The organism is Acidovorax sp. SUPP3434, from assembly GCF_030159015.1.
GTDB lineage: Bacteria > Pseudomonadota > Gammaproteobacteria > Burkholderiales > Burkholderiaceae_C > Paracidovorax.
In genome coordinates, this window is record NZ_BQXL01000017.1 from 1 (window position 1) to 13,331 (window position 13,331).

Annotated in this window: 10 protein-coding genes; 5 read left to right on the forward strand and 5 right to left on the reverse strand. The window is 68.2% G+C overall.

From position 1 onward, the window contains the following. The 3 genes from AVKW3434_RS20155 to AVKW3434_RS20165 all read right to left on the reverse strand — a co-directional run. A partial coding sequence (locus tag AVKW3434_RS20155; protein ID WP_284407235.1) for a DUF6531 domain-containing protein occupies window positions 1–3,074 on the reverse strand: 3,074 nt, incomplete at its 3' end. A gap of 125 nt (window positions 3,075–3,199) precedes the next feature. Further along, window positions 3,200–4,618, reverse strand: coding sequence for a branched-chain amino acid ABC transporter substrate-binding protein (locus tag AVKW3434_RS20160; protein ID WP_284407236.1), 1,419 nt, complete (start codon window positions 4,616–4,618; stop codon window positions 3,200–3,202). A 219-nt stretch (window positions 4,619–4,837) separates the two neighbouring features. Continuing rightward, a complete protein-coding gene (locus tag AVKW3434_RS20165) occupies window positions 4,838–5,647 on the reverse strand; it encodes a DUF2242 domain-containing protein (protein WP_284407237.1) in 810 nt (269 codons plus the stop codon). 346 nt (window positions 5,648–5,993) lie between these two features. Between AVKW3434_RS20165 and AVKW3434_RS20170 the strand changes: the two genes are divergently transcribed. Beyond that, window positions 5,994–6,371 (forward strand): Hsp20/alpha crystallin family protein, encoded by a 378-nt coding sequence (locus tag AVKW3434_RS20170; RefSeq protein ID WP_284407238.1) that lies wholly within the window; start codon window positions 5,994–5,996, stop codon window positions 6,369–6,371. Window positions 6,372–6,536: 165 nt separating this feature from the next. Here the strand turns inward: AVKW3434_RS20170 and tsaD are convergent, their stop codons facing one another. Together tsaD and AVKW3434_RS20180 are read right to left on the reverse strand one after the other, a co-directional pair. Further along, window positions 6,537–7,577: a tRNA (adenosine(37)-N6)-threonylcarbamoyltransferase complex transferase subunit TsaD gene (tsaD, locus tag AVKW3434_RS20175; RefSeq protein WP_284407239.1), complete on the reverse strand. Its 1,041-nt coding sequence runs from the start codon at window positions 7,575–7,577 to the stop codon at window positions 6,537–6,539. A 91-nt stretch (window positions 7,578–7,668) separates the two neighbouring features. After that, window positions 7,669–8,820 carry a branched-chain amino acid ABC transporter substrate-binding protein gene (locus AVKW3434_RS20180; protein WP_284407240.1) on the reverse strand — a complete coding sequence of 384 codons (1,152 nt, stop codon included), beginning with the start codon at window positions 8,818–8,820 and terminating at the stop codon, window positions 7,669–7,671. Window positions 8,821–9,062: 242 nt separating this feature from the next. On the opposite strand from AVKW3434_RS20180, the gene AVKW3434_RS20185 reads away from it, so the two are divergent. The 4 genes from AVKW3434_RS20185 (at window position 9,063) to AVKW3434_RS20200 (ending at window position 13,145) form a co-directional block, all read left to right on the forward strand. Then, window positions 9,063–9,689 carry an ANTAR domain-containing response regulator gene (locus AVKW3434_RS20185; protein ID WP_284407241.1) on the forward strand — a complete coding sequence of 209 codons (627 nt, stop codon included), beginning with the start codon at window positions 9,063–9,065 and terminating at the stop codon, window positions 9,687–9,689. Window positions 9,690–10,097: 408 nt separating this feature from the next. Continuing rightward, window positions 10,098–11,342: a CmpA/NrtA family ABC transporter substrate-binding protein gene (locus tag AVKW3434_RS20190; protein WP_284407242.1), complete on the forward strand. Its 1,245-nt coding sequence runs from the start codon at window positions 10,098–10,100 to the stop codon at window positions 11,340–11,342. 52 nt (window positions 11,343–11,394) lie between these two features. Further along, window positions 11,395–12,342: a nitrate ABC transporter permease gene (gene ntrB / locus AVKW3434_RS20195; RefSeq protein WP_284407244.1), complete on the forward strand. Its 948-nt coding sequence runs from the start codon at window positions 11,395–11,397 to the stop codon at window positions 12,340–12,342. Further along, on the forward strand, window positions 12,339–13,145 hold the full coding sequence (locus tag AVKW3434_RS20200; RefSeq protein ID WP_284407245.1) for an ABC transporter ATP-binding protein: 807 nt from the start codon (window positions 12,339–12,341) through the stop codon (window positions 13,143–13,145). The genes ntrB and AVKW3434_RS20200 overlap by 4 nt, the downstream gene beginning before the upstream one ends. Window positions 13,146–13,331: the final 186 nt, after the last annotated feature.

Genomic DNA, 13,331 nt, shown 5'->3' on the forward strand with positions numbered 1-13,331 from the left:
CCTGCGCTGCCCGTCCCGCCTGGCACGTACTGGTAGCCCACGGTGCTGCTGCTGCCGTTGGCCAGGACCTGGGTGCGTGCGGTGATGCGCCCTTGCGCGTCGCGCTGGTAGCGCGTGGTGACGCCCGCGTCCTGGATCTCGCTCAACGACCCCACGCTGGCGCTCGGGCTGCCGCTGGCGTTGTACTCGGGCCCGGGCAGGTCGTAGCGCAGCACGGTGGTGCGGCTCGCGCCGCCCAGGCTGCTCACGATCTGCGTGGGCCGGCCCAGCGCATCGCGCGTGATGGCGGTGGCACGTCCCAGCGCGTCGGTGAGGCTTTGCGGCAGCCCCAGGCTGTCGTAGGTGCGCGTGAGCGTGCCGCTGTCGGCACTGGCTTCCTGGCTGGCATTGCCCAGGGCATCCCGCGTGTAGCTGGTGGCCACGCTCTTGAAGTCCGTGGCCTGGGTGATGGCGTCCTGGGCGTTGTAGGTGAGGCTCGCCTGCGCGTTCGATGGATTGCTTTGCGTGGACAGGCGCCGCAGGTTGTCGAAGGTGTAGCGGGTCGCCTGGTTCAGGCCATTGGTGTGGCTGACGAGATCGCCAAAGGGGTTGTATCCGTAGGTGGTGCTCTGGTTGCCGCCCACGGTTTCAGAGGCCACGCGGTTGACGGCGTTGATGGTGCGAGAGAGGGTATGGACGATGTTGCCGGCGCTGTCCTGAACCTGCTCATTGATGCGGTTGCCCATGCCGTCCAGCGTGTAGCTGCCGGCATGGCCCCGGTTGTCCGACCAGCCGGTCAGGCGCTGGGCGTCGTCGTATTGATAGGAGACCGCGTAGCCCGAGGGCTGGGCGACGCTCTGCAGCAAGCCCGTGGGCTGGTAGGTCATGGCAACGGCCAAGCCATCCTGAGTGATGCGTGTCACCCGCTGCCGCACATCGCGCGCATAGACGGTGACACTCCCCGTTGGATCGATCTGTTCAACGACATTGCCATGGGGGTCATAGCGCGTGTAGCGGGTCACCTGCCCACTGGGGCCAGTGACGCTCATGAGGTCGCCCTCGGTGGCGTCCCCCGTCGTCGCAGCATGGTAGGCGTAGCGCGTCACGCTGCCGGCAGGGTCGGCTTCGCTGAGGACCTGGCCGGCGTCGTTGTACGTCCAGTTCCAGGTGCGGGACACCCCACCCGCCACCAACTGGGCCGCGAAGCCGCTGCCCCCGTTGGCGTCGGCCGTTTCCTGCTCGACCTTCTTGCAGAGCGCCGCGATGGGTGAACCATCGGGCAACAGCGCCGAGGCGGGCGCGCAGCGCAGCACGGCGCCGCCGGCCAGCGGATCGGGCTGGCCGTGGTACACGTAGGTGGTCAGCTTGCGTGGCTCGGCCACGCGCGTGGGCAAGGTCCACACGGGGTGCCACTGGTAGGAAGTTCTGCGGGCCGCTTCCGGAAAGCCGTACTGACCGGAGGCGAGTGTGGAGCACGCGAGCCCTGGAGGAAGCCCCTGCGTCTTCGATGTCTGCAGGCCACGGGCCTGGTCGTATTCGAAACAGGTGAAGTTGCCCGAATCCGAACGCTGCAGCACCCTGCCCTTGGCATCCCGCCAGAACGCCTGGCTGGACGCGATCGCGGGATCGACGGGGCTCGCGATGGTGACCTGGCTCGGCCAATACTTCTCACCGATTTTTTCGAAGCCGTGCCGCCGCTGTGTTCCCAAAGGGTCCGTCACGGTGGTTTCACTCGGTGTTGACGAGTAATAGCTGAAGCTGTATCGATGCACCCCGCCTGCATGCTCCGAACTGGCCGCCCGACCGTCGCAGAGGTATCGGTAGGTGGCGTAGCGGTGACCGGCCTCGTCGGTGATTCCGGTCAGCAGGTTGTCGCCATAGGGCGCAGCACAGCCATTTTGGGCGGCGAATTCGTAGTGGTAGGTTTTCGAGGCACCGTCGGGAAAGACGACCTTGCTGAGCCTGTGCGGCCCGGAGTATTCGTACCGATACGTCTGGGACGCGGGATCGACCATCGACGCCAACTGGTTCGAGGTGTCGTAGCTGAATTTCAATGCCCGGCCGAACCGGTCCGTCACCTGGGCGAGCAGGCCGGACAGTCCGGAGTACGACGAGGGATCATTGGATTCCGAATAGCTGTACGACAGCTCGACGCGGCCATCGGCAGACATCTTCCGGATCACCCGTCCACGCGAATCCAGCGCGTAGAGAAAGTTGTCCCTGGAGCGAACGTAGCCCCCGCCGGAACCACTCGGCGCGACGAAAGCGTATTCCCCGAGGGACACCTCGCTCAGGTTGCCGGGCTCGCCGCGGTACATGCTGAAGCGCCCGGCACCCAGCTGCCAGACATGCGGGTTGTTGGTGACCTGATAGCAATGAGACGCGGTTTCGGTGCGGTTTTTCCACCAGAAGGCCGGATAACAGGGGTTGCCCTGGTTGGAGACGTTTCCGTACCACCCTTGATCGAGCGTCGAGTAGAACCGCCCTTTGGTGCTTCGGTAGACCCGCTCGAAGACCAGGCCCGTTTTGGCCATCGGGTAATCCAGCTCGGACTGGATCTTCTGCCCCGTGCTGGGCAACACCGGATTGCCCTGGGCATCGCAGTCGTCACAGGAATCGTCATTGGCGACGTACAGCACGCACGTGATCTGCTCGTTCGAGCCGTTTTGCGTCCTTTCGACGTCCTTCGACACGACGCTGGCGTCGAAAACGGTGGGGCACTCATACCCCAACGTGACCTGGACGGCGGCCGCTCTGCCGGAGCCCAGGTCCGGGCTGCCCTCCGAGTAGAAGCTCGCCGGCAATCCATTCACTGTACCGCCCAGGATGACGGGTGCTTTTGCGCTGCGGCAGAAAACGCCACCCTCGTCCGTGGGATGGCAACTGGTGTCGTGGTATCGCTGGGCCGCGATGGAATAGGCCTCGCCCATGGTTTCGGCTTTTTCCACCACGACGCTGGGCCAGCCCCCTCCGCCGCCCAGCCATGCCACCGACTGGTAGGTGAACTTGGGCTCGACTTCGAACCTCACCACCCCTGCCAACGCCGTTGGCAGGAAGGCCAGCAACCATGCCGACAAAAGTATCTTTATTCTCATTCTTTGAATCCCCCCTCGATGCCATTCAGAAATGCGCGGAACGAAGCATGTCTCTTTCCGCCGTGCGCCCGGCCACCCCGCACCAGGGGCCGCGCCGAGACGCACAATGTTAACCAAAAATCACGTCACTGCGGCCGCACCATCCGGCAGCTCTGCGGCTGCTCCGCCTTCTCCGCCGCGATCTGCCGCACCACGCGAAATCCATAGCCCGAGCCCTCCACATCGAACGGCACGCCGGGCGCGCCCTGCCGGTCCATCACGCCCACGGCCAGGGGCTGCTGGAACTGGTGGTCGGCCGCGCGCATGGTGCCGGCCTGGCCGTTCAGCTGCACCTTCGCGGTTTCCATGGCGCGGGCGACGGCGGTGGCATCGGTGCTGCCGGCGCGTTCGATGGACTGGGCAAGGGTCTCCACCATGAGCTGCATGCGCATGTGCACATAGTCGTCGGCGGGCTGCGGAAAGCGCTGGCGGAAGGACCGGTAGAAGGCCTCGCTCTGCGCGCCCGGCACATTGGGCAGCCAGTCGGCCACGGCCACGACCTTGCCCACGCCGGCATCGCCGAGCGCGGCGGGTGCGCCCAGGGCGTTGCCGTAGAAGGTGTAGAACATGCCGTCGTAGCCGACCTCGCGCGTGGCCTTGACGAGCAGGGTGAGGTCGTTGCCCCAGTTGCCGGTGACGACGGCCTGGGCGCCGCTGGCCTTGATCTTGACGGCGTAGGGGGCGAAGTCCTTCACCCGGCCGACGGGGTGCAGCTCGTCGCCCACCACGGCGACGTCGGGACGCTGGGCGGCCAGCTGCTTCCTGGCCTCGCGCAGCACGGCCTGGCCGAAGCTGTAGTCCTGCCCGATGAGGTAGACGCTTTTCAGGGCCTTGTCCTCGCGGATCACGTCCATGAGCGCGGCCATGCGCATGTCGGCGTGGGCGTCGAAGCGAAAGTGCCAGAAGCTGCACTTTTCGTTGGTGAGGATGGGATCGACGGCCGAGTAGTTGAGGAACAGCACGCGCTTGCCCGGCTCACGCTCGTTGTGCTTGTTGATGGCTTCGATCAGCACGGCCGCGGTGGCTGACGAGTTGCCCTGCAGGATGACGCGCGCGCCGTCGTCGATGGCCGCGCGCAGGGCGGACAGGGCCTCTTCGTTCTGGCCCTTGCTGTCGTAGCGCTCGATCACCAGGGGCCGGGCACCGCCGGCCGCGGTGGGCAGGCGCACGCCGCCGCGCGCGTTCACGCGCTCGGCGGCCCACAGCACGTTGCGGAACACCGCCTCGCCGGTATTGGCGAAGGGGCCGGACATGCTTTCGATGAGCGCGACATGGATGGGCGCGCCGGTGGCTGAGGCCGCCTTGCGCGGCGCGCTGGCGGGCGTGGCCTGGGCCGTCGCAGCGGCCGATGGCGACACCACCGGACCGGGGCCCGAGGCCGCAGCGGCGGCGGCCGGGGCGGCCTGCGCGGCGCTGGCCGCTATGAAAGCCAGGGGAGCGAGCGTGGCGGCGGCCACGGCCAGGGTGCGCGCGCGGCGCGCGGCGGGCGAGGAGGAATGGGTCATGCGAGCGGTCCTGTGGGCCGCGCTGCCGGCAGGGCAGCCGCCCGGGATGGGAAAGGCGCGCAGTGTATCGGAGCGGCCGGGCGCGGATGGCGCTCCAGCGCTGCGCCATCACTGCGGCCCGCCCTTCAGGCGGCCCACCCAGCAGGGGCCGCGGAACGGCATCGCCCGGGGCCCGTTGGTATCGCGCGGCAGGCGCCGCGCTCCCGGCGGTGCCGCCGTTCAGTTCGCCGGCGTGGAGGCCGGTGCCGAAGCAGGCGCCGCAGCCGGTTCGGCCGCTGGCGTTTCTACCCCGGCGTTCGCGGCGGGCGGCATCGGAAAGCCGGTGACGGCCGGCGGGCGAGGCACCGGGGCAGGGATGGTGACGGGCATGGGCAGGATCTCGTGCACCTCGCCGGATTCGCGGGCCTCTTTCTTCGCGGTTTCGTTGGCGACCGTGGGCGGCACGGCGGGCGATGCCTGCCCCACCTGCTCGCGCGCGGCGGGCACGAAGCGGTCGAACAGCTGGAAGAAGCGGTCGTAGAAACGCGGGTCGGTCACCGTCTCGCTGCCCACCTTGACGAGCGTGTCGTCGCTCGCGGAAAACGGCAGCGACACTGAGCCCAGCGCGCCCACGCCGAGCGAGGCGGAGTTGTTGATCTTCTTGATGACGTAGCGGTCCTGCAGGGCGCTGGCGAAGGCGGCGGTGCGGGTCTTGTCGCCGCCCTCGGTGGCGCAGACGACGCGCATCTCGACCTCGTAGTGGATGTCGCTGGACGGCTGGAAGTACTTGCGCCCGGCCACCACTTCGGCGCTGGCGGTGCTCACCAGGTAGCCCTGGCTCAGGAGGGCGCGGCGGGCGCCTTCGCACACGCGTGCCTGCGGTGCATTGATGTGGCGGGTGTGCATGCTGGCGCTGTCGAAGTCGTCCGGGTCGAAGCGCGGCGTGCGGTCCAGGCCGGGGACCGAGCTGGAAGCGCAACCGGCCAGGGTGGCGACGAGCGCGGCGGACAGCGCGAGCACCCGGACGGTGCGGGGATGGCGCGAAGGCATGGGGCTTGAAGGTGATGGACGAAGAGTAGGCATGGCGGTTCCCTGATCAGCGTGCATTGTGAAGGCTGCGAAAGACGCGTCCGGACAAAGGGATGTAACCCCGCGCAACCAGCGCAGAGGCGGCTGCACATGGGATGCGGCAGCGCCGCGCGGGTTCCGGCCGCGCAACCCCGTGCGCGGCGGCACCTTGTAAAAACGGCAGGCATCCCCAGGCCGATCCAATGCGCGTGAAGCGCCGATTCGCGTGATCAAAAGCCCTTGAAATGCAGCGCGCCACACACATTTGTGGACCATGCGGCGAACGACCCGGGAGCCGCGAAGACACTGTTTTTCCAGGAGTTTTTCCATGATTTTCGCCCCCGTGATCCGCCGCGCCGCTTTCAACGCCCCCCGCTCCGCCGACGTGGCCCTGCAGCGCTTTTTGAACCATACCCTGGCCACCCCGGCTGCCGCCGGCTACACCGTGCAGCAGGACGAGAAAACCGTCACCCTGCAGATGGATCTGCCCGGCCTGAGCCGTGACCAGTTGCAGCTGACCATCGAAGGCAACCAGTTGCGCCTGACCAGCGTGGAAGGTGCGCCGCGCCAGGTGCAGCGCGCCTGGGAACTGCCGGCGGACATCGACGTGTCCACCAGCTCCGCCAAGCTGGAAAACGGCGTGCTGACGCTGGTGCTGGGCAAGGTGGTGCCGGTGAGCCGCGCCACGCAGCTGGCCATCGGCTGACCCTGGCCCGCATCCGCTGCGGATGGGGCGCCGGCAAGGCGCTCGCATCGAACGCTTCGCCGCGCCCCTCGGCCAGTTTTAACGAGCGCCCTGGCCGCCACGCCAGGGCGCTTTTTCATGTGCACGGGCGCATCGCCGCCAGCTGCGGCCGGGTGGCCTGCGCGATCACTGCAGCGTATCGAGCGGCCAGCGCGGCTTGACGTCGAAGGCGTAGTCGCGGTTGGCCTGCTGGCGGCCGGCCTGCAGGCGCATGGCGGCGGCCATGGCGATCATGGCGCCGTTGTCGGTGCACAGGTGCAGCTCGGGGTAGTGCACGCGCACCTGGGCGCGGGCGCACGCGGCATTGAGCTGCTCGCGCAGGTGCCGGTTGGCCCCCACGCCGCCCGCAACCACCACGCGGCGCAGCCCGGTCTGCTGCAGCGCCGTGGCGGTCTTGCGCACCAGCACGTCCACGATGGCGGCCTGCGTGCTGGCGGCCAGGTCGGCCTTGCGCGCGTCGAGGTCGTCGCCCAGCTTTTTGGCCTGGGTGAGCACGGCGGTCTTGAGGCCGGCGAACGAGAAATCGAGGTTGCCGCTGTGCAGCAGCGGGCGCGGCAGCTTGAAGGCGGCCGGGTCGCCCTGCTCGGCCAGCCGCGACAGCGCGGGCCCGCCGGGGTAACCCAGGCCCATCAGCTTGGCGGATTTGTCGAAGGCCTCGCCCGCGGCGTCGTCGATGGTCTCGCCCAGCATTTCGTAGCGGCCCACGCCGTCCACGCGCATCAGCTGCGTGTGGCCGCCGGAGACCAGCAGCGCGATGAAGGGGAATTCCGGCGGGTCCGCGCTGAGGAAGGGCGACAGCAGGTGCCCTTCGAGGTGGTGCACGCCCAGCACGGGCTTGTCGAGCGCCGCGCCCAGGGCGCAGGCCACGCCGGCGCCCACGAGCAGCGCGCCGGCCAGCCCCGGGCCGCGCGTGTAGGCCACCACATCCACGTCGGCCAGGCGCCGGCCGGATTCGGCGAGCACGGTTTCGGTCAGGGGCAGCACGCGGCGGATGTGGTCGCGGCTGGCCAGTTCGGGCACCACGCCGCCATAGGCTTGGTGCATTTCGATCTGGCTGTGCAGGGCATGGGCGAGCAGCGTGGGCACGCCGTCGCCGGGGGGCGACTGCACCAGCGCCACGCCGGTTTCGTCGCAGGAGGATTCGATTCCGAGGATCAGCAGACTCATGCGCCCGAGTGTAGGACCTGGGGCGCGCCCCTCCCCGCCCCGTGGACTGGCGCGGCCCCGGACGCCGTGGTGGCGCCGGGTGGCGGCCCGCTCACCAGCGGTCGGAGCGCATGCGCAGTTCCCAGTTGCCGGCGCGCAGGCTGTACACGCCCACGGCGCCGTAGCGCTGTTCGCCCTTTTCGTCCCAGGTCATGGTGCCGGTGACGGGCGCGTAGCCGTTGATGGCGCGCAGGGCCTTGGTGATCTCCTTCGGATCGGCGGACTTGGCCTGCTTGATGGCGGCCGACAGCACGTAGGTGGCGTCGTAGCTGTAGTGGCCGCCGTAGGCGGGCGGCTTCTTGAACGCGGTGTTGTAGCGGTCCAGGAACTGGCGGCCGGTGATGAACTCGCGCGCCTCCAGCACGGGCGAGGTCGCATAGATGGCCGTGACCATCCCCATGCCCTTGACCATGTCGGTGGTCTTGATGGTGTCGCCGCCCAGCACGGACAGCTGGGTGTAGTTGATCTTCTGCAGCGCCTGCAGCAGCGCCAGCACCTGGAAGTCGTTGAGCGTGGTGACGATCACGCCCACCTTCGCCGTCTGGATGCGCCGGGCCACCTCGTCGAAGGCCGTGGTCTTGTCGTCGAACGACTGGCGCACGGTGACTTCCTTCTTCTCCGTCGCCAGCTGCTTGGCCGCGCCGTCGGCCAGGCCCTTGCCGTAGGGCGTGCCGTCGTCCAGCACCGCGTAGCTGGCGGTGCTGAGCTGCGTGGCCGCGAACGAGCCCATGGCGCGGGCCTGCAGGTTGTCGTTGGCCACCAGGCGCAAGGTGGTCTGCAGGCCCAGCTCTGTGAAGCGCGGGTTGGTGGAGATGGCAAGCTGCGCGATGCCCTTTTCGCCATAGATGGGCGCCGCCGCGATGCTGACGCCCGAATTGAGGTTGCCGATGACCGCCACCACGCCGGATTCCACCAGTTGCTGCGCGGCTTTCTTGCCCGACTCGGCGTCGGCCCGGTCGTCCTGCGCGACCACTTCCAGGGTGACGGTCTTGCCATCGACCGTGAAGCCGGACTTGTTGAGCTCCTGCACCGCCAGCGTCACGCCGTTGAGCATGTCCTGCCCCAGCGCGCCGAGCGGCCCCGACAGCGGCTGCGCCACGCCGATCTTGATGGTGTCGGGCACCTTGCTGCACCCTGCCCCCAACGTGGCGGCCAGCGCCGCGATCGCCAGCAGCGCGGCACGCCTGCTTCCTTGTGTGCTCATAGACCCAGCTCCAATCCATTCAGTGGTTTACATGTATCCGGATGTATATAAGACCGAAGAGTCTTACGCTATCGGGTAACCCCTGCTCCATAGCAAGTTACATCCATTAGCAATTTCCATCCCAGGCCGAAAGCGGTGCTAATGCACCCGCACAGTGCGCTTTCGGGCCTCCGCCGCGATCCATCGGGCTTGCACCGCGGCGGCGCACCAGGATGGGCGTATTTATTGCTTAAGCTTGGGGCATGACCGACTCTCTGCGCATCGTGGTGGTGGCCCCCGACCTGGCGGTGGGCGCCGAGGACGACGAGCACGCCCAGCTGCAGGCCGAGCGCTCGCGGGCGCTGCGCATCGGCCTGCTGGAAAACAACTTCAATCTGGTGGCCACGCTGCCGGCCGACGTGTTCCTGAGCGAGCGGCTCGCGCAGCTGCAGCCCGACCTGGTGATCGTGGACGCCGAGAGCGACGCCCGCGACGCGCTGGAGCACGTGGTGATGGCCACCCGCGATGCGCCCCGCGCCATCGTGATGTTCACCAACGACGACGACCCCTCCCATGTGCGGCAGGCGGTGGCCGCGGGCGTGTCGGCCTACATCGTGGCCGGGCTGTCGCCCCAGCGCATCCGCCCCATCCTGGACGTGGCGATGGCGCGCTTCCAGCACGAGCAGGCCCTGCGCTCCGAACTGGCCGACGCGCGCAGCGAGCTGAAGGACCGCAAGACCATCGACCGCGCCAAGGGCCTGCTGATGCAGCGCCAGGGCCTGACCGAACAGGCCGCCTACGACAAGCTGCGCAAGAGCGCAATGGACAAGGGCATGAAGCTGGTCGAGGTGGCCCAGCGCATGCTGGACGTGGCGGACCTGCTGGGCTGACCGGCGCGGCCGAAGGCGCTGCACAAGGGCAGTGCGGCACTGCACCATCGCGCGGCTTTCGTGCCCGGCCCTGCACGCGCTGCGGCCCGCTTCGGCCCAGGGCCACGCGGCGCACGGCGCGGGGTGGTTCAAGCCAAAAAGGCCTGCAGCGCAATCGACACTAGGGCATATCGCTACAAAAACAATAGCATATGCCCCGCAGGGCCCGCTCTGGCACAAGGCTTGCAATGACGAAGGCAAGACCAACGTTGGTCGATTGCCAGGCCCCACCCAATGGCGGGTGCGACCTGGCAGAACCCGGACAAAGGCGTCCCCACCGCTCGCGGCGCTGCCCCCAAGGCAGCCTGCGGGCGTGTGAGGACGCCTTTTTTGTTTTCACGTTGCCAGCCAAGCCAAGGGATGCCTTCCATGACCGACCTGTCCAAAACCAGTCTCCACCGCCGCACCGTGCTGCAGGCCGCCGCCGTGGGGGCCGTGGGCGTGAGCCCCGCGCTGCGCTCCATGGTGTATGCGGCCGGCTCCGATGCGCCGGAAAAGAAGGAAGTGAAGATCGGCTTCATCCCGCTCACCGACTGCGCCAGCGTGGTGATGGCCTCGGTGCTGGGCATCGACCAGAAGTACGGCGTGAAGATCGTGCCCTCCAAGGAAGCGAGCTGGGCCGGCGTGCGCGACAAGCTGGCCAACGGCGAGCTGGACTTCGCCCACGTGCTGTACGGCCTGGTGTACGGCGTGCACCTAGGGATCGGCGGCCCCAAGAAGGACATGGCCGTGCTCATGACCCTCAACAACAACGGCCAGGCCATCACGCTGAGCAAGAAGCTCGCCGATGCCGGCGCGGTGGACGGCGCGGGCCTGGCCCAGCTCATGGCCAAGGAAAAGCGCGAATACACCTTCGCGCAGACCTTCCCCACCGGCACCCACGCCATGTGGCTGTATTACTGGCTGGCCGCCAACGGCATCGACCCGCTCAAGGGCGCCAAGGTCATCACCGTGCCGCCGCCGCAGATGGTGGCCAACATGCGCGTAGGCAACATGGACGGCTTCTGCGTGGGCGAGCCCTGGAACCACCGCGCCATCATGGACGGCATCGGCATCACCGCCACCACCACGCAGGACATCTGGAAGGACCACCCCGAGAAGGTGCTGGGCACCACGTCGGAGTTCGTGCAGAAGTACCCCAACACCGCGCGCGCCGTGACGGCCGCCATCCTGGAGGCCGGCCGCTGGATCGACGAGGGCCTCGCCAACAAGAACAAGATGGCCGAAACCATCGCCGGCAAGGCCTACGTGAACACCAGCGTGGACGCCATCAACCAGCGCATCCTGGGCCGCTACCAGAACGGCCTGGGCAAGACCTGGGACGACCCCAACTACATGAAGTTCTACAACGACGGCGCGGTGAACTTCCCCTACCTGTCCGACGGCATGTGGTTCCTCACGCAGCACAAGCGCTGGGGTCTGCTCAAGGACCACCCGGACTACCTGGCCGTCGCCAAGTCGATCAACCGCACCGAGCTGTACAAGCAGGCCGCCACCGCCGCCAAGGCGCCCCTGCCCAAGAGCGACATGCGCTCCAGCAAGTTGATGGACGGCGTCGTCTGGGACGGCAAGGACCCGGCCAAGTACGCCGACAGCTTCAAGATCAAGGCCTGACCCCGGCCCCGCCCGAGCCGCCCGCCCCCAGCCCCCGCCAGGAGAACCCACCATGGTCAGCGCCGTCTTCCACGCCCCGCCGGAGCCCACCCCAGCCGCAGCCCCGTCTGCTATGCAAACGATAGCAACACCGGCAATCAAAACGCCGGCATCGGGGCAAAAACCCTTGCAATCCGCCCCGCCCAGCCCGCCGCGGGCGCCGCGCGACTGGGCGGCCGCCTCGCGCGCCTTCTGGCTCGCGGTGCTGCCGCCGGCCTGCGGCCTGGGCCTCTTGATCGGGCTGTGGGCCGTGGTGTCCTCCACCACCGGGCAGAGCATTCCCGGCCCGCTGGAGACCTGGAAGCAGGCGCTGGAAGTCTTCAGCAACCCCTTCTACCGCAACGGCCCCAACGACCAGGGCGTGGGCTGGAACGTGCTCGCCTCGCTGGAGCGCGTGGCGGTCGGCTTCGGGCTGGCGGCGCTGGTGGGCATTCCCGCGGGCTTCGTGATCGGGCGGTTCAACTTCCTCTCGCGCATGTTCAACCCGCTCATCAGCCTGCTGCGGCCCGTGTCGCCGCTGGCGTGGCTGCCCATCGGCCTGCTGGTGTTCAAGGGCGCCAACCCGGCCGCCATCTGGACCATCTTCATCTGCTCGATCTGGCCCATGGTCATCAACACCGCCGTGGGCGTGCAGCGCGTGCCGCAGGACTACATGAACGTGGCCCGCGTGCTCAACCTCTCGGAGTGGAAGATCGCCACCACCATCCTGTTCCCCGCCGTGCTGCCCTACATGCTGACCGGCGTGCGCCTGGCCGTGGGCACCGCCTGGCTCGTGATCGTGGCTGCCGAGATGCTGACCGGCGGCGTGGGCATCGGCTTCTGGGTGTGGGACGAGTGGAACAACCTGAACGTCAAGAACATCATCATCGCGATCTTCGTGATCGGCATCGTCGGGCTGCTGCTCGAATACGCCCTGGTCAAGCTGGCCACGGCATTCACGTTCGAAGAGGTGAAGGCATGAACAACCCTGCGAAATTCATCGAGGTCCAGGGCGTCGCCCAGACCTTCAAGACCGCCAAGGGGCTGTTTCCGGCGCTCAAGGGCATCGACCTGTCCATCGCCAAGGGCGAGTTCGTCGCCCTCATCGGACACTCGGGCTGCGGCAAGTCCACCTTGCTCAACCTGATCGCCGGGCTCACGGTGCCCACCGCCGGCGCGCTGCTGTGCGCCAACAAGGAGATCAAGGGCCCCGGCCCCGAGCGCGCGGTGGTGTTCCAGAACCATTCCCTGCTGCCCTGGCTGACCTGCGAAGGCAACGTGCACCTGGCGGTCGAGCGCGTGTTCGGCAAGCGGGAACCGAAGGCCCAGCTCAAGGCCCGCACCGAGGCCGCGCTGGCCATGGTGGGCCTCACGCACGCGGCGCAAAAGCGCCCCGGCGAGATCTCGGGCGGCATGAAGCAGCGCGTGGGCATCGCCCGGGCGCTGTCGATGGAGCCCCAGGTGCTGCTGATGGACGAGCCCTTCGGCGCGCTCGACGCCCTCACCCGTGCCAAGTTGCAGGACGAACTGCTGGAGATCGTGGCGCGCACGCAGAGCACCGTGGTCATGGTGACCCACGACGTGGACGAGGCCGTGCTGCTGTCCGACAAGATCGTGATGATGACCAACGGCCCGGCCGCCACCATCGGCGAGGTGCTGGCGGTGGACATCCCGCGCCCGCGCAACCGCGTGGCCCTGGCCGAAGACCCGCGCTACCTGCGCTGCCGCAAGGCGGTGATCGATTTCCTGTACACGCGCCAGGCGCACGTGGAGAAGGCGGCCTGAACCAGGGCCGGCGAATGGTTCCAGGCCGCAGCGGTGGCCGCACGGCGCACCGCCGCGCTGCCCGAGGCACACCCGCGCCTGCCGCCATGGCGCGTGCGGCGGCCGTGCCCTGAACGGCGGGGCCGCAGGCGCCGCGGCCCGCACGAGGGCTTCACGGCCTTGTCATCCCGGTTTAGTCCAACCCCG